Source organism: Sphingomonas sp. MJ1 (PH-R8), from assembly GCF_048058635.1.
In the GTDB taxonomy this organism is placed as follows: Bacteria; Pseudomonadota; Alphaproteobacteria; order Sphingomonadales; family Sphingomonadaceae; genus Sphingomonas.
Genome location: NZ_JBBEFX010000018.1, coordinates 28,659 through 51,062, shown reverse-complemented (window position 1 = coordinate 51,062; position 22,404 = coordinate 28,659). Strand labels below are relative to the sequence as shown.

General features: G+C 68.7%; 11 protein-coding genes. 2 read left to right on the top strand and 9 right to left on the bottom strand.

What is annotated here, in order from left to right; translation table 11 throughout:
* Positions 1–50 precede the first annotated feature (50 nt).
* Together VPH46_RS13810 and galA are read left to right on the top strand one after the other, a co-directional pair.
* Positions 51–788: a GntR family transcriptional regulator gene (locus VPH46_RS13810; protein ID WP_416612081.1), complete on the top strand. Its 738-nt coding sequence runs from the start codon at positions 51–53 to the stop codon at positions 786–788.
* Between the two features lie 60 nt (positions 789–848).
* The gene (gene galA, locus VPH46_RS13805) at positions 849–3,746 is read left to right on the top strand and encodes a beta-galactosidase GalA (protein WP_416612079.1); all 2,898 of its coding nucleotides are present in this window, start codon (positions 849–851) and stop codon (positions 3,744–3,746) included.
* A gap of 234 nt (positions 3,747–3,980) precedes the next feature.
* Here galA and nagE read toward each other — a convergent pair whose 3' ends face one another.
* From nagE to VPH46_RS13760, 9 genes are all read right to left on the bottom strand, one after another.
* A complete protein-coding gene (nagE, locus tag VPH46_RS13800) occupies positions 3,981–5,693 on the bottom strand; it encodes an N-acetylglucosamine-specific PTS transporter subunit IIBC (protein ID WP_416612077.1) in 1,713 nt (570 codons plus the stop codon).
* Entirely contained in the window at positions 5,690–8,227 is a 2,538-nt protein-coding gene (gene ptsP / locus VPH46_RS13795) for a phosphoenolpyruvate--protein phosphotransferase (protein WP_416612075.1), read from the bottom strand. The genes nagE and ptsP overlap by 4 nt, the downstream gene beginning before the upstream one ends.
* A gap of 40 nt (positions 8,228–8,267) precedes the next feature.
* On the bottom strand, positions 8,268–9,404 hold the full coding sequence (gene nagA, locus VPH46_RS13790) for an N-acetylglucosamine-6-phosphate deacetylase (RefSeq protein ID WP_416612073.1): 1,137 nt from the start codon (positions 9,402–9,404) through the stop codon (positions 8,268–8,270).
* On the bottom strand, positions 9,401–10,450 hold the full coding sequence (locus tag VPH46_RS13785; protein ID WP_416612071.1) for an SIS domain-containing protein: 1,050 nt from the start codon (positions 10,448–10,450) through the stop codon (positions 9,401–9,403). The genes nagA and VPH46_RS13785 overlap by 4 nt, the downstream gene beginning before the upstream one ends.
* 40 nt (positions 10,451–10,490) lie before the next feature.
* The gene (locus tag VPH46_RS13780; protein WP_416612069.1) at positions 10,491–11,234 is read right to left on the bottom strand and encodes a copper homeostasis protein CutC; all 744 of its coding nucleotides are present in this window, start codon (positions 11,232–11,234) and stop codon (positions 10,491–10,493) included.
* Positions 11,234–13,555 (bottom strand): GH92 family glycosyl hydrolase, encoded by a 2,322-nt coding sequence (locus tag VPH46_RS13775; protein WP_416612067.1) that lies wholly within the window; start codon positions 13,553–13,555, stop codon positions 11,234–11,236. Before VPH46_RS13775 ends, VPH46_RS13780 begins: the two co-directional genes overlap by 1 nt.
* Before the next feature lie 71 nt (positions 13,556–13,626).
* On the bottom strand, positions 13,627–15,936 hold the full coding sequence (locus VPH46_RS13770) for a DPP IV N-terminal domain-containing protein (protein WP_416612065.1): 2,310 nt from the start codon (positions 15,934–15,936) through the stop codon (positions 13,627–13,629).
* A 1-nt stretch (position 15,937) separates the two neighbouring features.
* Positions 15,938–19,090, bottom strand: coding sequence for a glycoside hydrolase family 2 TIM barrel-domain containing protein (locus tag VPH46_RS13765; protein WP_416612063.1), 3,153 nt, complete (start codon positions 19,088–19,090; stop codon positions 15,938–15,940).
* Positions 19,091–19,189: 99 nt separating this feature from the next.
* Positions 19,190–22,126, bottom strand: coding sequence for a TonB-dependent receptor domain-containing protein (locus VPH46_RS13760; protein WP_416612061.1), 2,937 nt, complete (start codon positions 22,124–22,126; stop codon positions 19,190–19,192).
* Between the last annotated feature and the right edge of the window lie 278 nt (positions 22,127–22,404).

Genomic DNA, 22,404 nt, shown 5'->3' with positions numbered 1-22,404 from the left:
AGCTCTTCGCCGGCGCGGCGCGAACGGGTGCCGCTGGGGGGAGTGTAAGAATGGCCTTTTCGGATCAGGTGGGACGGTTTCGGGACGACAATCCGTCGCCGCTGTACCTGCAACTTCAACAATTGATCCGGGACGGCATCAGCAAGCAACTGCTCGCCCAGGGCGATGCAATCCCGCCGGAGCGCGACCTCGCGACCGAATACAGCGTGTCCCGCATCACCGTCCGCAAGGCGATCGAGGGGCTGGTCGAAGAAGGGCTGCTCACGCGCCGGCGCGGCGCCGGCACCTTCGTCGCCGGCCGCGTCGAAAAGAGCTTCTCCAAGCTCTCCTCCTTCTCGGAGGACATGGCCGCGCGCGGCCGCACCGCCAGCAGCAGCTGGATCTCGCGTGCCGCCGGCATCGTCAATCCCGAAGAGGCGCTGGCGCTCGGTCTTTCGCCCGGTGCGCCGGTGCTGCGCTTCAACCGCCTGCGATTTGCAGACGAGGTGCCGATGGCGTTGGAATATTCCACCATCGCGGGATATTGCCTGCCCTCGGTGGAGGCGGTGGGCGACTCCCTCTACGCGGCACTGGACGCCGCCGGTAACCGGCCCGTGCGCGCGCTTCAGCGATTGCGGGCCGTTCCCTTCGGCGCGGAGCAGGCGCGGATGCTGGAGGTCGATGCCGGCGCGCCCGGGCTGCTGATCGAGCGCCACGGCTTCCTGCGCGACGGTCGCGCGGCCGAGTTTACCCGCTCCTACTATCGCGGGGATGCCTATGACTTCGTGGCGGAACTGAACGACCTCTGACGGTCGCCCGCCTTTCGTAAACGCGCGCGGCTCCGGCCGCCGCCATCCGGAGGATTCTGCATGCACCGACGCCAGCTCCTGGCGGGGGGCGCGGGGCTTGGCGCCCTGGTCGCCGCCAACCCGCCGCTCGCCATGGCCGCGCGCCGGGATGCCGGCCACGACGGTTTTCCGATGCCGCAGCCCGCCCGCACGCTGCCGCAGCCGCTGCTGGTGCAGGATCCCTCGCGGACCTTGCTCGAACGCGGCTGGCGCTTCCACGAGGGCGATGTGGTCCCGCCGATGCCGGACACCCACAACGCCACCTACCTGAGCGTGAAGGCCGGCAACGCGCTCGGCGCCGCCGCCATGGCCTTCGACGATTCCGATTGGAAGGCGGTGCGGCTGCCGCACGACTGGGCGGCTGCCCAGCCGTTCCTGGAGACCGCCAACGTGTCGCAGGGCTACCGCCCGCGCGGTATCGCCTGGTACCGCCGCACGCTCCAGCTCGACCCGGCCGACCGCGGGAAGACCATCGAGCTGCACTTCGACGGCATCGCCACCAACGCCACCATCTGGGTCAACGGCAGCACGGTCGCGCACAACTGGTCGGGCTACAACAGCGTCCACATCGACCTGACGCCCTTCGCCCGCTTTGGCGACGAGACCAACGTCATCGCGATCCGCGTCGATGCGAATGCAATGGAAGGCTGGTGGTACGAGGGTGCGGGTCTCTATCGCCACGCCTGGCTGGTGCGCCGCGCACCGGTCGCGATCGTCACCGACGGCGTCCACTGCGATCCGCGCAAAGGGGAAGACGGTCGCTGGCACGTGCCCGTCACGGCGACGCTCGCGAACACGGGCCGCGATCCGGCGACTGTCACCGTCGAAGCGCTGCTGCTCGACCCTGATGGAAAGACCGTCGCCAGCGGGCGCGCCGACGCAAGCGTGCCGGTGCTCCAGCAGGCCGAAGCGACGCTGAAGCTCGACGCCGGCAACCCCCGGCTCTGGTCGGTCGAGACGCCGACGCTCTACACCGTCGTCACCCGCGTGCTGCGCAACGGCGCTCCGGTGGACGAGCGCCGCACGCCGGTGGGCTTTCGCACCATCCGCTTTGATGCCGACCGCGGCTTCTTCCTCAACGACCAGCCGGTCAAGCTGAAGGGCGTCTGCTTGCACCAGGACCATGCCGGCGTCGGCGTGGCCGTGCCGGATGCGCTGATCGCCTGGCGCCTCGAACGGCTGAAGGCGATGGGCTGCAACGCCATCCGCTGCACCCACAATGCCCCTAATGCCGAGCTGCTCGACCTGTGCGACCGCATGGGCTTCCTCGTCATGGACGAGAACCGCCACTTCAACCCTGCGCCGGACTATATGGAGCAGCTCGAATGGCTGGTGCGGCGTGATCGCAACCACCCCAGCGTGATCCTGTGGTCGGTCTTCAACGAGGAACCGATGCAGGGCACCGAGGCCGGCGTGGAGATGGTGCGCCGCATGGCCGCGACCGTCCATCGCCTCGACGGCGCCCGCCCCGTCACCGCCGCGATGAACGGCTCCTTCTACGATCCGGTCAACGTCTCGACCGTCGTCGATGTGATGGGCTTCAACTACTACCAGGCGGACTATGACCGCTTTCACCAGCTGAACCCCACCAAGCCCATCACCAGCTCCGAAGACACCAGCGCGTTCGAGACGCGCGGCGCCTATGAGAGCATTCCCGCCGGCCATGTCATCACCTCCTATGACAAGGAGGCTGCGAGCTGGGGCGGCACCCATCGCGATACCTGGCGGGAGATCGCCAAGCGTCCGTTCGTGGCAGGCGGGTTCGTCTGGACCGGATTCGACTATCATGGCGAGCCGACGCCCTATGACTGGCCGACCATTGCCAGCTTCTTCGGCATCCTCGACCTGTGCGGCTTCCCCAAGACCGCTTTCGACATCCACCGCGCCCACTGGATCGACGACGAGGCCGTGGTCGGCATCGCGCCCCACTGGACCTGGCCGGGCAGGGAAGGCCAGACGATCCCCGTCTTCGTCAGCAGCAACGCCGAGACGGTGCTCTTGCGCCTGAACGGCCGCGACCTGGGCGTGCAGAAGGTGGACCGCATCATGGGCAACGAATGGCAGGTGCCGTACCAGCCCGGCCGCATCGAGGCGCTGGCGATGCGCGGCGGCAAGGTGGTGGCGACCGCCGTCCACGAGACCGCCGGCGCACCCGTCGCCCTGCGGCTCACGCCCGCGCGCACAGTCATGGCGGGGGATGGCGAGGATGTGCAGCCGATCACCGTCGATGCCGTCGATGCGCGTGGCCGCCACGTGCCGACTGTCAACCAAATGGCGCAGTTCACCGTGGAGGGTGCCGAGATCATCGGTGTCGGCAACGGCGATCCGAACAGCCACGAGCCGGAGCAGGGCGACCGCCGCTCGCTGTTCAACGGCCTCGCGCAGCTGATCGTGCGGGCAGCGCCGGGCAAGGGCAGCATCACCCTTCGCGCCACCGCGGACGGGCTCAAGCCGGCGCGCCTGACGATCAGCCGTCTCGCAACCCAGGCGCCGCCCCAGGTGCCGGTCACCCCGCCGACCATGACGATCGGCGAGTGGCGTCGCTCGCCCGCCATGGCCGAGCGGCCCGACCCCTCGATCGCACCGCCGGACGGGGACAACAACAGCTGGGCCTTCGTCCGCAGCGGCACGCCCACGCGACCCGAGGCGAGCGCCGGCTGGCGCGTCTATCGCGCCGCCTTCCGCCCGTGGAAGCGGGTGGCGGCAGAGGGCGGCACGATCCGCTTCGACAGCATCGGCGGCACCGCCGAGCTCTGGCTCGACGGCCAGAAGCTCGCGGCCAAGGCAAGTGCCGCGCCCGGCCCGCTGGCGGCGGACATCCCCGCCGGCACTGGCCCGCGCCGCGTCGCGCTGCTGGTCTCCGCCCCCGCCAACAGCCCCTCGGGCATCCTGGGCCAGGTGACGGTCACCACCCGCTAAGCGACCATCGCGCGCTTCCCTCCCCGTGTGCCCCGGCGCAGGCCGGGGCCCAGTTGGGATGGCCTAAGCGATCTACGCAGGACGCGCACAAGCGCACTTACAGCTGGTGCGTCTGAAGACCCTGGGCTCCTGCCTTCGCAGGAGCACGGAGGCGGACCGGCACCCGATCTTCGACGGCTACAAAAAGGGCGGTCCCGCAATCGCGGCGGCGCCCCTTAGACGGTTCGGCGAACCTCAGCGCGCGAGCAGCACGTCCAGCTTGCCCGGTGCAATCACCAGGTGCGCGATGCCTTCGGCCGGCAGCGCGACCGCGCGCACGCCGAGCGCCGCCAGCGCCGCCTGCTCCGCGCCGCCGCTCTCGGCCAGTTCCACCCGAATGCGGTTGCCGTGCACGCTGACCGCGCAGACGTTCTCCGCGCCGCCCAGCGCGGCGACCAGCGCCGGCGCGAGCCGCGCGTCGCCGGCCTCGGCGACTGCCGCCTCGGTGGGTGCAAGCGCGATCGGCATCGCCAGCGCGTCGCGGATCTCGACCGCGACCACGTCGGCGATCGGCCCCAGCACCACCTGCACCGCCTTATCCGAGGGCCGGATCACGCCCCGCGCGCCCAGCGCCTTCAGCGTAGGCTCGTCCACCTTCGCCTGGTCCACGACGATCAGCCGCAGCCGCGTGGTGCAGGCGCCCACCTCGCGGAGATTGGCGGCACCGCCCAGCGCCTGCGCGAACGCCGCGCCCCGCCCGTCCGCGGCGACCGGCGCAACGGCTGCGGCACCCGGCACCTCCGGCTCCCGGCCCGGTGTCTTCAGATCGAAGCGGCGGATGACGAAGCTGAAGATGCCGTAGTAGAGCGCGAAGTAGACCAGGCCGACCGGGATCAGCATCAGCGGCCGGGTCGATTTGCCGTAGTTCAGCGCATAGTCGAAGAACCCCGCCGAAAAGCCGAAGCCCAGCTTCACGCCCAGCACGTCCATCAGCGCCATCGACAGGCCGGTCAGAACCGCGTGCACTGCATAGAGCACGGGTGCCAGGAACATGAAGCTGAACTCGATCGGCTCGGTCACGCCCGTCAGCATCGAGGTGAGCGCCAGGCTGAACAACATGCCGCCCACCGCCTTGCGCCGCTCGGGCAGCGCCGTGCGGTACATGGCGAGGCAGGCCGCCGGCAGGCCGAACATCATGACCGGGAAAAAGCCGGCCATGAAGCTGCCCGCGGTGGGGTCGCCGGCAAAGAAGCGCCGGAGGTCGCCGTTTGCGCCCTCGAAATCGCCCAGCACGAACCAGAAGACGTTGTTCAGGATGTGGTGCAGCCCGGTCACCAGCAGCAGCCGGTTGAACAGGCCGAAGAGGAACAGGCCCACGCCGCCGGCATTGGCGATGCCATGGCCCATGGTGTCGATGCCGCTGCTCAGCGCCTGGAAGCTCGTTCCGACGATCACCGCCAGCACCAGTCCCGCGACTCCGCTCACGATCGGCACGAACCGCCGCCCGCCGAAGAAGGCGAGATACTCGGGCAGCTTGATGCCCGAGAAGCGATTGTAGAAGATCCCGCCGACGAGGCCGGAAAGAATCCCGATCGGCACGTCGAGCCGCGCGATCGCCTTCGCCTTCCAGGCCGCGCTCGCGATCTCGGCGGTGGCCGCGTCCATGCCCTGGGTCGCGTCGCCCGGCACGATCAGTAGCACCTTGGCCGCCTCGGTCGCCACCAGGAAGCAGACGATGCCAGCAAGGCACGCCGCGCCATTGCCGTCGCGGGCATAGCCGGTGGCGACGCCGATCGCGAACAGCAGGCCGAGGTGCGAGAACAGCGCATCGCCAGCCGCGCTCAGGAACGCGATGTCGAGCAGGTCGGGCTGGCCCAGGCGGAGCAGCAGCCCCGCCACCGGCAGCACCGCGATCGGCAGCATCAGCGCGCGGCCGAGCGGCTGCAGCGCTTCCAGGATCGACTTCATGCGCGGAACTCCCGGGCGAGGATGCGGACTTCGGCCGCCGATCCGCACTGGATCGCGGCGGCGGCATGGGCGCGGCAGGCGTCCATGGAGAGGCTGGCAACCAGCGCCTTGATCTCGGGCACCAGCGCCGCGGTGGCGGACAGTTCGGTGACGCCCAACCCGACCAGGATCGGCACGGCAAGCAGGTCGGAGGCGAGGCCGCCGCATACGCCCGTCCAGCGATCGTGGCGTGCCGCGCCGCGGCAGGTCTCGGCGATCATGCGCAGCACGGCCGGGTGCAGGCCGTCGATCGCGCCTGCGACCGCCGGGTTCCCGCGGTCCATCGCCAGCGCATATTGCGTGAGGTCGTTGGTGCCGACTGACAGGAAATCCGCCTCCCGCGCGAGCAGGTCGGCGGTGACCGCGGCGGCCGGAGTCTCGATCATCACGCCGACGCTGACCGGGTCGGCGATGCCCAGTTCGGCGCGCACCCGGTCGACCACCTCGCGCACCCGGCGCAGCTCGTCGATCGACGCGATCATCGGCACCATGATCCGGCACTGGCCGATCGGCTGCACGCGCAGGATCGCGCGGATCTGATCTTCCAGCAGTTGCGGATGGGCAAAGCCGACGCGGATGCCGCGCAGGCCGAGCGCGGGGTTCTCCTCCGCCGCGATGGGCAGATAGGGCGCAGGCTTGTCGCCGCCGATGTCGAGCAGCCGCACGATCAGCGAGCGGCCACCCAGCGCGTCGGCGATCGCTTGGTATTCCGCCGTCTGCTCGGCGAGCGAGGGCGCGGTCTCGCGCTCCAGGAACAGGAATTCGGTCCGCAGCAGGCCGCAGCCCTCGGCACCATTCGCGACCGCCACTTCGGCATCGGCGCGCGAGCCAAGGTTGGCGAACACCTCGATGCGCTCACCGCCCGCCATGTGGCAGGGTGCGGCGGCATTGGCCTGCGCCTCCAGGCGCCGCGCGTGCCGCTCGGCGACGAGCGCGTTCGCCTTCGCCAGCGTGGCGGCGTCCGGCTCGATCTGGAGCGAGGCCGCATCGCCGTCCAGGATCAGCATCGATCCCTCGGCGATCTCGTGCAGCGCCGGGCCCATGGCGACCAGCGCAGGCAATCCCATGCTCGCTGCCAGGATAGCGACGTGGGAGGTCGGGCCGCCCTTCTCGACGCAGAAGCCGACGACATTTGCCGGGTCGAGCGCCATCAGCTGGGACGGCAGCAGATCCTCGGCCAGCAGGATCGTCTCGGGCGGGAAGGCGATCGGCGCGTCCTCGACGCCCATCAGCAGCGAAACGATCCGCCGCTCCAGGTCGCGCATGTCGTCCGCGCGCTCCGCCAGATGGGCATCGCCCGTGGCGCGCAGCGCTTCCGCCTGCGGCCGGATCGCCGTGCGCCATGCCTGGCCGGCGCTGGCGCCCGCCGCGATCGCAGCGGCTGCGGCCTCGCGGAGGCCCTCGTCCTCCAGCATGGCGCGGTGCGCGGCCAGGATAGACCGCCGCGCGCCGGAGGCGGTGGCTGTCTCGCCCTCCAGCCGCCGTCCGAGCGTGCGCAGCGCCTGGTCGAGCCGTGCCTGCTCCTCCTCGGCGCCGACGCCCGCGGGATCGATCTCGATCTCGGCGAGGTGGAGCGTGCGGGCGTGGCCGATCGCAAGGCCCGGCGAAGCCGTCACGCCCGCCAGCCTGCCGTCGCTGGAGATGACCGACGCCGGGGCAGGAGCCACTGCCGGCTGCGGCGGCGCCGCAGGTGCCTGCTGCGGGTCCGCAGCCTCGCCCATTCCGCTCGCGATCAGGGTCGCGATCGCGTCCACCGCCGCTTCCGCATCGGCGCCGTGCGCTTCGATCCGGATGAGGTCGCCCAGTCGTGCGCCGAGCGTCAGCAGCGCGACGGGGCTGCGCGCATTGGCGCTACGCTCGCCCTTGACCACCGAGAGTTCCGCGGAGAAGCGGACCGCCGTCTCGCGAATGCGGGCTGCCGGCCGTGCATGGATGCCATGCGCCAGCGGCAGCTGCAGTTCGCGCGCCACGACCTCACCCTCATAGGCGGCCGGCGCTTCTGCTGCGGAGGCTTGCTGCGGTACGATTGCGAAGATCGGATCCCCGACCGCGACCGGCCCCTCTGCCTCACCCAGCGGGGACACGGCGAATCGATCGCTGTCGAGCAGCAGCACCGGCGTGATCACCGATGGTGCTCCCTGGACCAGCAGGTCGAGGTCGAAGCGGATCAGCGGGTCGCCCCGGCGCACGCGGTCCCCGGCGGCGACCAGCGGCGTGAAGCCGCGGCCCTCAAGGGCGACCGTATCGACGCCGACATGTATCAGCACCTCGGCGCCCTCGGCCGCCGCGATGGTCACGGCATGGCCGGTCGGCTGCAAGGCGCGGATGGTCCCGTCGCAGGGAGCGTGCACCGTGTCGCCGGTGGGATCGATTCCCACACCCGCACCCAGCATGCCTTGCGCAAATACGGGGTCCGGTATTTCCGCCAGCGCGCAGCGCCAGCCCTGCATCGGCGCGTGAAGGACGATGGAGCCCCCGGCCTGTTCGTCGATCATCTCGGTCGGCGTGGTCGTGCTCAGGGCGTCCTCCAAGGGGTCAGGCGATGGGTGCGCCGGCGATCCAGGTGCCTGCCGGCTGCAGGTCGTGGGTGAGGCAGACCCAGTCCGCGCGCAGGCCGGGCGCGAGCGCGCCGCGATCGTGCGAGAGGCCCAGGAACGCCGCAGGGGCGGTGGCGGACATGACCGCGGCTTCCTCCGGGGTCACCCCGACACGGTCCACGACGTGGCGGAACGCCCCGGCCATGTCCAGCGCCGAGCCGGCCAGCGTCCCGTCCGCGCCCAAACAGCAGCCGTTCTCGACTCGGATGGTCTGGCCGTGCAGCACGAAGCTGTCGACGTTCGCGCCGACGCACGACATCGCATCGGTCACCAGCAGGAAACGGTCGCGCGGGTGCGCGCGCATGGCGATGCGCAGGGCCGCATCATGGACGTGGAAGCCGTCCGCGATGATGCCGCAATAGACGTTCTGATCGTCCAGCGCCGCACCGACGACGCCGGGCTCGCGGTGCTTAAGCGGCGACATCGCATTGTAGAGGTGGGTGACACCCGTCATGCCGGCGGCGAATGCCGCGGCGACCGTGTCGTGGTCGGCGTCGCTATGGCCGACGCTCAGGATCACGCCCGCTGCGGCCAGGCGGCGGATGTCCTCGTGCGACACCATCTCTGGTGCCAGCGTCAGCAGCACCTTGCCAAGGCGGGGGCGGGTGAGCAGTTCGATCAGCGCGTCGTCCAGCCGCCGGAACTTTTCCGGGTCGTGGATGCCCTTGCGGGCGGCGTTGATGATCGGGCCTTCGATGTGGACGCCCACGCACCCAGGGACGCCGGCCGCGATCGCTTCCTCGGTTGCGTCCAAGGCGCGGGCGATCGCCTCGGGCACGTCGCTGATCAGCGTCGGCAGGAAGCCTGTGGTGCCGAACGGCGCATGGCCGCGGCCGATCGCATCGATACCTTCGACGGTCGGCGCGTCGTTGAACAGCACACCGCCGCCGCCGTTCACCTGCACGTCGATGAAACCCGGCACGACCCAGCCGCCGGCCAGGTCGATCTCGCGCTCCGCCGCGGGCGCCTCGGAGTCGATCCCGACGATCCGGCCTGCTTCCAGGTTGAAGGTCGCGCCCTCCAGGGTGCCGGCTGCCGTCACGACATGGCCGTTGGCGAAGCGGATCGTGCTCATCGCGTTTCCGTAACCTTGCGCAGGTGCTGCGGGCGATCCGGGTCGAAGCCGCGGGCCACCGCCAGCGCGTTCGTCATCAGGTAGAAACTCTGCACCATCAGGATCGGCTCCACCGCGGGATGGCCTGCGATCGCGGGAAGCGTTGCCGCTTCTCCGGCCTGGGCATCGGCCAGGCAGACGCGCGCGTCCCGGCCGGCGAACTCGACGGCCGCCTCACGCACGCTGTCGCCCGCGGCGTCCGAGGTGGCGAAGCCCAGCACCGGGAAGTCCTTGCCGACGATCGCCATGGGCCCGTGCCGCACCTCCGCGGCGCTGAACGCCTCGGCATGAAGGCCGCAGGTTTCCTTGAACTTGAGCGCCGCTTCCTGGGCGATGCCCAGGCTGTAGCCGCGGCCGATCACGAACAGGTTCCGCGCGTCCACCAGCGCGTCCTTGGCCGCACTCCAGTTGAGGTCGCGCGCCTGCTCCAGCCCGGCGGGCAGCGCCGCCAGCGCCGCGCCCAGCGCCGCGTCCTGGCTCCAGGCCGCGACGATCGCGGCGAGCCCTGCGAGCGAGGCGATATAGGATTTGGTCGCCGCAACCGACGTCTCGGGTCCGGCCTTGAGGCCGATCAGCGTGTCGGCCAGGCCTGCAAGCGGGGAGCCTTCGTCGTTGACCAGCGCCACCACATGCGCGCCCGCCGCCTTCTGCGCCCGCACCGTCTCCAGCAGGTCGGGGCTGCGCCCGCTCTGTGAGATCGCGATGCACAGGAAATCGCCCGGCGCGACCGGCGCGGTGAAGATGCTCGCCACCGATGGCGCTGCCGAGGATACGGGCACCCCCACCAGCGTCTCGATCAGATACTTGCCATAGGTGGCGGCGTGGTCGGACGATCCGCGCGCGCACGTCACCACCACCTTGGGCGGGTTCGCGCGCAAGGTCTCGCCCAGCGCCGTCAATGTCGATGCATTGTCGGCCAGCAGGCGGCGGACCGCATCCGCGGCTTCGCGCGCTTCGCTTGCCATCAGGGTGGCGCGCGCGTCCACCATCGTTGCCCCTTGTTCCATGCCGCGGACGATAAGTTACAGATTGGTACTGTTCAAGGTCCTATCGTAGCGGAGAGACAATCTCCTTGAGGCGGCGCACCCGCTCCGGGTCGGTCCGCAGCCGTGGCCCCGTCTGGAACCCGAAACGGCGCTCGATCTCCCCGGCATCCTTGCCCGGGCTGCGGCAGGAGGCGTGGAGCTCGCGGACCCCCGTTGCCAGAATCGCCGGCGCGCACGCGGCATCGATCCCGCTGCCCGGCAGGATTCCGATGCGCCCGTCCGCCTGGCGATGGAGTTCGGCCAGCATCGGCAACGCGTCGACGGCGCGCGGCTCCCCGCCCGAGGTGAGGATCCGATCGAACCCGAGTTCCACCGCTGCTTCCAGGGCGGCGGGAAGGTCCGGGCATAGGTCAAAGGCGCGATGCAGCGTCAGCGAAAGCCGCTGGCCGCGTGCATCGCCGGCCGCGCGTGCGTGCGCCACCAGCTCGACGAGCAAGGGGATGTCGAGCCGCCGGTCCGGTGCGCTTGCCCCGATCACCACGCCTGCAAGGCCCGCCTGCGCGGCAAGACTGATGTCCTCCGCGATCAGCGCCGCTTCCGCCGCGGTGTAGCAGAAGTCGCCGTCGCGCGGGCGGGCCAGCAGGTGCACCGGGATGAGTGCCTCCGCCGCCAGCCGCACCAGCGAGGCGGGCGGGGTCAGCCCCCCGACCGACAACGCCGCGCACAGCTCGATCCGATCGGCTCCGCCCGCGACGGCGGCCTCGATGCCCGCGGGCTCGTCGATGCAGACCTCCAGCATGCCCATCAGCGCTTCGCCGTGCTCATCGAGTAGGGCCGGGCGCTTGCCGCCTTGCCCCAGCTGCGGTTCGGCGTCGCCTGCATCACGAAGCGCAGCTCGCCGCCGGCCATGATCTCGTCGTGGCGCAGATAGGTACGCGGCAGCGGCTTGCCGTTCAGCAGCACCTTGCCGACGTAGAGGTTGGCATCGCTCAGCCCCTCCGTGACGACGGTGAAGCGCTTGCCGTTCGGCAGGTTGAGCGCGGCGCGGTCCACGAATGGCCGCCCGATCACATACTCCAGGCTGCCGGGCGTCACGGGATAGAAGCCGAGGCCGGTGAACATCAGCCACGCGGACATCTGCCCCAGGTCGTCGTTGCCCGACAGGCCATCCGGCGTCGGCTTGTACTGGCTATCGACGATCTGCTTCAGTCGTGCCTGCGTCCGCCACGGCTGACCGGCATGGGCGTAGAGATAGGCGACGTGGTGGCTCGGCTCGTTGCCGTGGATGTACTGGCCGATCAGCCCGGCGATGTCCTCGGCGTGGCTGTAGTCGAGCTTGGAATTGTCATACTCGAACATCGCATCGAGCTTGGCGACGGTCTTGGCATCGCCGCCCAGCGCGCGGAACAGCGCCGCCTGGTCCTGCGGCACAAACCAGCTGTATTGCCAGGCGTTGCCCTCGGTATAGTCGGACCCATAGTTGATCGCAGTCGGATCGAACGGCGTTCGGAACGCGCCGTCGCTCTTGCGCGCGCGGACGAAGCCGGTCTTCGGGTCGAAGCTGTTCCGCCAGTTGCCGGCGCGCGCATAGAAGCGCTTGGCCACGTCCGTGCGGCCCAGCTTCTCGGCCATGCGCGCGATGGTCCAGTCGTCGTATGCATATTCGACCGTCTTGGACGCTGCCTCCGGCTCCCGGTCGATCGCGACATAGCCGAGCTTCTGATAGTCGCCCAGCCCGCCATAGGGCGCATAGGTCGCGCTCGCGACCATCGCGTCCAGCGCCTCGTTCGCATCGAACGCGCCGATGCCCTTCATGTACGCGTCAGCAATCACCGGCACTGCGTGATAGCCGATCATTGTCCAGGTCTCGCGCCCGTGGAACTGCCACACCGGCAGGATTCCGTCGGGGCTCGCCTTCTGGCTGGCGATCAGCGAGCGGACCATGTCGCTGTTGGCCTGCTCCGGCGCGACCAGCGTCAGCAGGGGATGCTCGGCCCGGAACGTGTCCCACAGCGAAAAGGTCGAGCGAAAGGTAAAGCCCTCCGCCCGGTGCACGGCATTGTCCGGCCCGCGATAGCGCCCGTCGACGTCACCCGCGACCGAAGGAGCGATCAGCGTGTGGTAGAGTGCGGTGTAGAGGTTGCGCCGCATCGGGGCAGGGGCCTCGATCTCGACCGCGGACAGCGCCTTTTCCCAGGCGCCACGCGTGGCACTGCGCACCGCATCGAACCCGCCGCTCTCGCTGTCGAGGTTGGCGATCGCACCCGCCTCGTCCACCGAGGAGATCGCAACCTTCACCTCCAGCGGCGCGTCGAGGTTGCCGAAGTCGAGCCGCCCGACCAGCGCCTGGCCGCTCCGCTCGGCCACGGCATCGCTGCCGCGGCCCGGTGCCTGGAAGCCCTTGTACTTCACGTCCTTCTCGGTGCTGACGAAGGCATGGCTCTTCACCGGTGCCGAGAAGCGCATCGCGAAATAGAGCTGGCGCCCGGCCGCCCAGCCGCGCGTCGTGCGGGAGCCCGTCACTGTGCCGTCCGGCCGCATCCGCAGCGACGACCAAAGGATCTTGCCCGGGTAATTGTAGAGGGAGCTGCGCAGGTCGAGCAGCAGGTGCGCCGCCTTGTCCGCGCCAAAGGTATAGCGATGGACGCCCACGCGCGTCCCCGCCGTCATCTCCGCCCGCACGCCGGGATCGGTCAGCGTCACCGCATAATAGCCGGGCTGCGCTACCTCGTCCGCGTGGCTGAACCGCGAGCGATAGCCCGAGCCCGGCTGTTTCGGATCGCCCGGCTCCAGCGGCACCGTATCGCCTGCGGCCGGCATCACCAGGAAGTCGCCCAGGTCCGAATGGCCGGCGCCCGAAAAATGCGTGTGCGAGAAGCCCTGGATCGTCGGATCGTCGTAGCGATAGCCGGCGGCATGGCCGTAGCACTCGCGGATCTCGCAACCCGTGTCGGTGTCCGGGCTCAACTGCACCATCCCGAACGGCGCCACCGCGCCGGGGAAGGTGTGGCCTTCGCCCCCCGTGCCGATCCGGGGATCGACGTCGTCATAGCCGTTGGCGAGCAGCATGGGCATTGCCAGCGCAAGCGCGGCAACAGAGGCGAAGCGGGTGCGGAGCCTGTTCATGACGCGAGTGTAACCAGCGCGAAGCTGGACGGAAGAGCCCGCGACGAAGATTCCACAATTCGTTTGCCGAATTACTCGGCGCGACGGCTCGCGTTCCAGTTCGGCGTCTGCTCTTGGCGCAGCTTCCGCACGAAGAAGTCGAACTGCCGCCTCTGGACATAGTCGATCGGTCCCGTCGACCGGCCGACGCTATGCTCCTCGTTCGGCACCACCAGCAGCTCGAAGTCCTTGCCCGCGCGGATCAGCGCGTCGGCGACCTGCATCGTCGAGGCGGGATCGACATTGCTGTCCTGCTCGCCGACGATCATCAGCAACTCGCCCTGGAGCTTGCCGGCATGATCGACGCCGGAGGCTGCCGCGTAGCTCTCGTCCACCGGCCAGCCGAGCCACTGTTCGTTCCAGCTGATCTTGTCCATGCGGTTGTCGTAGCAGCCTGCATAGGCGACCCCCGCCTTGTAGAAGTCAGGGTGGAACAGCAGCGCGTTGAGCGTGCTCTGGCCCCCAGCCGAGGCGCCATAGATGCCGACGCGGCTGATGTCATAGGACGGGTCCTTCGCGGCCAGTGCCTTGTGCCACAGAATTCGATCCGAAAACCCGGAGTCCGCCAGGTTCTTCCACGCGACGTCATGGAACGCCTTGGACCGGTTGGCGGTGCCCATGCCGTCGATCTGCACGACGATGAAGCCAAGGTCCGCCTGCGCCTGCATGCCGATCACCTTGTCGCCGCCGGAGTGATAGCCGAACGGCCAGAACGCCTTGGGCACGAAGCTGTCGTGCGGCCCGGCATAGATGTTCTCGATCACCGGGTAGCGCTTGGCCGGATCATAGTTCCGCGGGCGCACGACAAGACCCCAGATGTCGGTCTTGCCGCCGCGGCCCTTGGCGACGAACGGCTCGGGCGGGCGGAAGCCGGCGGCCGTGAGGCGGCTGATGTCGCCGCGCTCCAGCGTCGCGATCAGCCGCCCGTCGCGGGCGTCGTGCAGTTCGGAGACGTTGGGCAGGTCGACGCGAGAATAGGTGTCGACGTAGCGCGTCATGTCGGGGGAAAAGCGCACCTCGTGCGTGGCGTCGGCGGTGGTCAGCGCCACCAGGTTGCGGCCGTCGAAGTCCACGCGGAAATAGTGCTTGTAGTACGGGTCCTTGCCCGGGTGCATGCCGCTGGCCGCGAACCAGATCTGACGCTTTGCGTCGTCGACCTTCACGACTTCGCGCATGACCCAGTTGCCGCGGGTGACCTGGTTCTTCACCCGCCCGGTGCGGCCATCGATCAGGTAGAGATGGTTCCAGCCGTCGCGCTCGGAGGTCCACAGGATCTCGCGGCCGAGCCCGCCCACGTCATGACTGAACCGCCGGTCCCAGTAGAAGAAGGTCTTCGTATCTTCCGTCACCGCCGCATGCACCGCGCCGGTTTCTGCGTCGACCGAGATCACGCGCGCCTGCTGGTGGCCCCGCCGCAGATACTCGAACGCAAAGCTACGCCCGTCCTTGCGCCATTCGACGTCGGAAAGCTGATAGGGGTTCGGGAACAGCGTGTCCGCCACCTCTATCCGCCGTCGCGCCGCGACGTCGAACAGCACCGGCCGCTCCTGATCCACCGCGTCGCCGGGCTTGGGGTACAGCTGTGTCCGCACCTGCGGCTGGAGCGAGTCCGGCGGCGCCGCGGCCACGCGCGTGACCTGCCGCTGGTATCCCGGCCGCACCCGGTAGGCGACGAGCCGCCGCGAGTCCGGTGACCAGCGGATCGTCTCGGGATCGTAGAAGTCGCCCGGCGTCCCGTCCGTGCTGAGCGCCACCGCATTGCTGCCGTCGGCGCCGCGCACCACGACGTTACCGTCCACCACCAGTGCCTCATACCGCCCGTCCGGCGAGCGCCGCGGGTGATTGTCGGCAGGCACGCTCACGTCGCGCACCACGCCAAAGCCGCGGGGGCGGCTGCGATCCTGCGATTCCTGCTTTTCACAGCGATACGTGGAAAGGTCGCACTGCCACGGCTCATAGCCGATGGCGAAGCGGATCGTCGCGCCCTCGCCAAAGGCGAAGCTCTCGAACGGCAGCCGCAGCGGATCGACCTTGCTGCCCATCGCCTGCCCGAGCGTGGCGGCGAGCCGCACCGCATCGAACGACGGCGTCTTGGCAAGCGTCTGCGCGTCCACCGTCACGAACGCGAAGCCGCCCTCCACCGTCTTGCGATAGGCGAAATGGCGCCCGTCCTCGCTCCAGGAGGCTTCGCCCGCCACGTCGCGCGTCAGCGTCATCCAGCCTCCGCGCAGGTCGATCGACCGCTCGAACGCCGCTCGATCGGGTGCGCCTGCCAGCGCCGGCACAGGCAGCGAAACGAGCGCGGCAAGGGCAGCGCCGGCGAGCAGCTCGGAAAGGGTCATGTCAGTTCCTGGAAGCTTCGGGCCGGATCTCGAACGCGAAGCTGCGCGGCTCCAGCGGGATGCGGTATTTCACATGCGGCCGGCCATCGAGGTTCCAGCCGGTGTCGCCGCCGACGCCCGTCTGCACCGCGTCGATCAACAGCGTGCCGTTGCCATGCACACGAATGTCCGAGCTGTGCGCCTCGCCGACCGGCTTCATCTCCAGGTCGGAATAGGGAAAGGCGAGGGCATTTACCGAAAGCGGCTGCGCGCCGGTCACCCGCACGCCGCCGGCCTTGCCCGACAACGCCACCCAGCGCACGTCCTGCTTGGCGCCGGTCTCCTGCGGACGGATATAGTCGTGATATTGTTCGGCGAGCGTGCCGGCGTGCACTGCGATCAGCCCGCCGGTCTTCCGGTCGGAATAGGTCTCCTGCGGCCCGCGCCCATACCATTGCACCTGGTCGAGCGCCGGCGGCGTCGCAAAGGCGAGGCCGATGCGCAGCGGATCGGGCAGGTCGTCGCGCAGCGGCACGAAGCGCGCCTCCACCCGCACCGCGCCGTCCCTGGCCATGCGATAGCGCGTCTCGAACCGCACCGCGCCCGCACCGATGTTGTAGCTGACTGCGATCGCGTCGCCGTCGATCCGGGCGGAGGTCAGCGTCCGCTTTTCGGAGAACAGTTTCCACATCGCATGCGTCTTGGGGATGCCGGTGCCGATGTCGTTGTCCGTCGGCGCCCGCCAGAAGTTCGGCGCGCCGCCGGTCAGCAACTCCCGCCCGTTCGCCGCATAGCGCTCGAGCAATCCGGTCTTGGCGTCCACCTCCAGCACTGCTCCGGCTGCCGCCAGCTGCAGCGTGCCCGCGCGCGCCACCGGCTTCACACCCGTACCGGCAAAGGCGGGCAGGGGGCTCGCCGGGCCTTCCAGCGCGAACTGCTCCCACGCCATCACCGTGCCTTCCGGCACCATCGGCACCGTGCCGGCTTTGGCATGGGCACGCAGCACCACCCGATATTCGGCGTCTGCCTTGGTCCGTGGCGGCAGCGCGATATTCATCGGCGTACGCGCACCGGCCGGGGTCGCCCGCGCCGTCGCGTCACCGCGGGCGACGGCAACGCCATTCTCCAGCAACTCCCAATCGAACCGGAATCCCTCCAATCCGATGTGGTCGTGCCGGTTCACCAGCGTGAAGCGGCCGGCGCGGGCGTCCACCGCCTCGAACGCGATGGGCGCATACACCTTCGCCACCTCGAAATACTCCGGGTCCGGCGTGCGGTCCGCCTGGATCACGCCGTCGCCGATCGTGCTGTCGTCGCCGATCGGGCTGGGGCCATAGTCGAAACCCTGCGCCCAATAGTCGCGCCCGTTCTTGTCCTTGCGCAGCATCGACTGGTCCACCCAGTCCCACAGGAAACCGCCCTGCAGCTTCTTGTGCGCGCGGATCACGTCCCAATAGTCCTGCAGATTGCCCAGGCTGTTCCCCATCGCATGCCCGTACTCGCACTGGATCATCGGCTGGGTGAATTCGGGCGAGGTCGCATAGTCGACCATCTTCTCGATGTCGTCGTACATCGGCGCATAGACGTCGACATAGGCGTTGGGGTCGTGCCGCCAGATCAGCGTGCCCCAGCCGAGATAGTTGAGCAGCCGGCTCGGGTCGCGCCGCTTGGCCCAGCGTCCCGCCGCCTCGAAATTCGGCCCGATACCCGCTTCGTTGCCGAGCGACCAGAAGACGACCGAGGGGTGGTTCTTGTCGCGCTCGATCATGCGCTGCACCCGGTCGAGGTGCGCGGCCGCCCATTCCGGCTTGAAGCCCAGCTGGTGCTTGGAGCGATCCGGGCTGGAATTGCCCATCGCCATATAGGTGTGGCTCTCGATATTGGCCTCGTCCATCACGTAGAGGCCGTACTCGTCGGTGAGCGCATACCAGCGCGGATCGTTGGGATAGTGTGAGTTGCGCACCGCGTTGACGTTGGCGCGCTTCATCAACTCGATGTCCTTGCGCATGCTCTCCTCGGACAGCACGCGGAAGCTGTGGGGATCATGCTCGTGGCGGTTGACGCCGCGGATCATCACCCGCTTGCCGTTCACCCGCACCTCGTTGTCGACGATCTCGATCGTGCGAAATCCGATGCGCTGCCGCGTCGCCTCGATCACCTCGCCCCTGGCGTCGAGCAGCTCCACCACCAGCGTATAGAGGTCCGGCCGCTCCGCCGACCAGGTGCGGATGCCGGGCAGGGTGGCCTGCACCCGCGCCGTGCGATTGGCGCCTGCGACGGAAGCTTCGCGCGTCAGCAGCGCGATTTCGCCGTCGAGCACCGTTGCCCGCACCCGCGCCGGTACCTTCTTGCCAGCAACCTCCACGGACAGGTCGAGCGACCCGTCGCGATAGGTGTTGGTGAGACCCGCACGCGCCTCGAAGTCGCGGATGCGGGTCTTGGGCGCCGCATACAGCGTGACGCTGCGCTCGATGCCGCTCAGCCGCCAGAAGTCCTGGTCTTCGAGATAGCTGCCATCGGCATAGCGATAGAGCTCGATCGCGACGACGTTGCATCCCTGCCGCAGGTGCGGGGTCACGTCGAACTCGGATGGAAGCTTGGAATCCTCGCTGTAGCCGACGCGCTCGCCGTTGACCCACACGTAATAGGCCGCACCCGCCGCCCCGATCGTCAGGAACACGTCGCGATCCGCCCAGTCGGCGCCGACCTCGAACTCGCGCCGGTAGGAGCCGACCTCGTTCATGTCGTGCCGCACCCACGGCTGGTTCGCCCCGAACGGATAGCCCGCTCCGCTGAAAAGCGGCTGGCCATAGCCCAGCGCCTGGAGGATGCCGGGCACCTTCACCGTCTTCCACCCAGACACGTCATAGTCGGGGCGGTAGAAATCCTTGGGCCGCGCCTCGGGATTGGGCGAAAAGGCGAACTGCCACTCGCCGTCGAGCGACCGGTGGTAGCGCGACTGCTCGGGCTTGTCCGCGAGTGCTTCCGCCCGCGTGGAGTAGCCGCGGAAGGTCGCGTGCGCCGCTTCCTTGCCAACCTGGAAGACCTCGGGCTGCTCCCACTCCGGGCGCGCAGTGTCGGCGGCCGCAGCGGGTCCGGCATGGGCAGGAACCGCCGCCAGGCCGGCCACCGCCAGCGTTGCAAGAAGCGCGGTGCGGCGGCGGGCTGGGGTCACGATCGTTCCTTTGCAATGCACGTCATGCGCGCAGAGGCGATCCGCTGCGGAGCGCCTCTGCCGTCGGTCGGTGCGGCAGGCCGAGCCTGCCGCCCTGTCTTAGAAGTTGGCGCTGATCCCCATGAACAGCGTCCGCCCTGCGACATCATACACACCCGGATAGGTGTTGCCGTTGCCGAAGGAATACAGGTTGCCCTGCGCCAGCGCGGGCGGATCCTTGTCGAGCAGGTTGTTGATGCCGGCGCGGAAGACCACGCCTTCCTCGACCTTCACCGTGCCGGCCAGGTCGAAGTAGCTGTACGCCTTGATGCGGCGGTTCAACTCCGAATAGCCGCCGCTCGTCAGGAACGGATCGTCGGTGTTTGTGCTGAGCTTCGTGGAGCCGATGTAGCGCCAGTTGAGCGACAGGGTGCCGATCTTCTCGGCATCGGTCCAGGTCAGGCGGGCCTGGTGGCGCCATTCCGGGGAAGGCTGGCCGCAGGTCGGCCCGAACAGGCCCTTGCAGTCATAGGAGCCGAGGCCCGGGAGCGGCTCGTTGACCAGCTCGTTCAGCCAGGTACCGGTGAGGTCCAGGTTGAACGTACCGGCGCTCTCGGTCGGCACGCTGTAGCTGCCCACCACGTCGATGCCGGAGGTCTTGAGCGACCCCGTGTTGAGGTTCGTGGAGACGACATAGCCCTCGCGGCCGAACAGGACGCCGGTGCGCGGGTCGCGATGGAAGAGGCCGCAGAAATACGGGTCCCCGGTCGAGAAGCACTGGCTGATCGCGAGCGAGGTCGGGACCGAGCTGATGTAGTCCTTCACCTTGATGTTGAAATAGTCCACCGACAGCGAGAAGCGCGGCAGGAAGCGCGGCGTCAGCACCGTACCGACGGTGAAGGTGTCGCCCTTTTCCGGCTTCAGGTTCGGGTTGCCGCCGCCGAGCGCGCTGCACGTCTCGGACGGGCACTCCAGGATCTTGCCGTACTGCTCCGGCGTCACGCCGCTGGCGAGGCACTGCTCCAGCGTCGCGTCGGGCTTCGTGCCCGAGCAGGGATCCTGCGCGGAGACGTTGCCGACCTGCTGGCCCGCGTAGAGTTCGCTGATGTTCGGCGCCCGGATCGCGCGGTTGTAGCTGCCACGGAAGCGGATGTCGGAGACCGGCGCATATTCGACCTCGAACTTGTAGGTCGAGATCTTCTTGGACTGGCTGCTATAGTCCGAAAGGCGATAGCCCGCGTTGACCGTGAGCGACTTGGCGAACGGCAGGTCCTGAAGGACCGGCACTTCGATTTCGCCATAGATTTCGCTGACGTTGAACTTGCCCTGCGACTCCGTGGTCCCCTTGGACTGGGCGACCTCGTCGGCCTCGAACTTCAGGGTCTCGCGGCGATGCTCGACGCCGATCACCACGCCGATGCCCTGGCTCGCCCATGGGCTGGTGATGCCATAGCTGGTCAGGTCGGCGCTGACGTTGCCGCTGTAGACCTGCTCGGTGTCCAGACCGCGGGTGTAGGTCGGGACATAGATATAGTCGAACGCCTCCTGCGAGATCGCGCCATAGCCGAACACGTCCAGCGGCACGCAGTTCGGGTCCGTCCCGTCGATGACCGAGGTGCAGGTGGGGGTGCCGTTGACGTCCACCACCTGCAGCCCGCGGTTCGCACGGCGGGCGTCAATGTCGTTCTGGTAGTTCTCCCGGAACAGCACGCGGGAATAGAGCGCGTTCACGTCATAGCGGATGCCCTCGGCGATCTGCCCGCGCAGGCCGCCGGTGATGCGATAGTCGGTGTGGCGCAGGTCGTCGCGACGCGGACGCGCGAGACCGGCGACCGGGCGATAGCCGATGAAGAGGTCCTGCGTCTCGGCGGAGCCATAGGCCGAACCGCACAGGATCTGCCCCTGCTGGGCACTCATCAGCGGGTTGTCGCAGTTGATGGTGTAGGTATCACCCTGCCACAGCGCGGAGGGCGCCACCTGCGAATAGCTGCGGTCGTCCATGAACATGCCGCTGGCGTAGATTTCGGCCGCCGGGCTGATCTCGAAATGCGCGAAGCCGCCGGCGGTGTAGCGCTCGTCCGAGCGCTGGAAGTAGTTCAGCGGCGCGGTGTTGTAGCGATACGCCGGACCATAGGTGTCCCAGGTCTTCCGGCCGTCCTTAGTGTTGACATAGGTGGTGCCGAAGCCCGGACCCGACAGCGGGTTGAACAGGCCGTACTGGTTGTTCGACGATCCGCCGCACACCAGACCGGTGGAGTCCGCGTTCGGGTCGAACGCGCAGGCGGAGACGTCGCGGTCGGACTGCAGGATCGGCTTGACGTTGCGATAGCCGAAATAGGCGGTGATGTTGCCGCGGCCGTCGGCGAAGTCCTTGCCCGCCGCCAGGTTCACGTCCAGGCGCTGGCCGTCCAGCACGTTGCGGTTCGCGCGGTCGTAGCCGGCGTCCTGCACGATCTGGCGGGCGGCATCGTTGTTGTTGTCGTGGAAGGCGAAGCCGTACTGCACGTCCGCGCGGACGCCGTTCAGGTCCCGCTTCAGGATGAAGTTGACCACGCCCGAGATTGCGTCGGAGCCATAGACGGCCGAAGCGCCGCCCGTGACCACGTCGACGCGCTCCACCAGCAGCGAGGGGATGAGGTTGAGGTCGGTCGCCTGCACCGGCAGCAGACGCTGACCGTCAACCAGCACAAGGTTGCGGTTGCTGCCGAGGTTGCGGAGGTTGACGCGCGCCGTGCCGTCCGAACCGTTGGAGACGTTCTCGTTCGCGTCCGCGGTCACCTGGGGCAGGCGGTTCAGGACGTTCTCGACATTGGTCGCGCCCTGAAGCCGGATTTCCTGCGCCCCCACCACGGTGAGCGGGCTGTTGCTGGTCAGATCGGGGCGCTGGATGCGCGTGCCGGTGACGGTGATGGAGCCGCTGTCCGACTCCGCCGCGGAGGGAGGGGCTACGTCCTCGATCGTCGGTCCGGTGCTTTGTGCCGCTGCCTGGCCGCCGGCGGTAAGTGCGGCCGCAACGGCGATCGTCGACGCATATCGCCGGAAATCGCGGTGGCGCATCGTGTTTCTCCCCTTTGAAAAATCCCTCGGGCAGAGAGAACACTAATCGAATACGAAATGTCAAATACGTTATACGATTCTGACATTCCCCTGCATGGATGGTGTCGGAGTGTTGCTTCGACGTTACGGTTTCGGGGCATGGCGGCCTGACGGTCCGCGTCGCCGAGAGCCCTCGGCTGTCATTTCGGTGTCATCGACGTGCCACGGGACTGTCTTTCGACGTCCCTAGGGAGCCCGCGGCCGCCGCGACGTCTGCGCCGGCCGCTTCCTGGGGGACT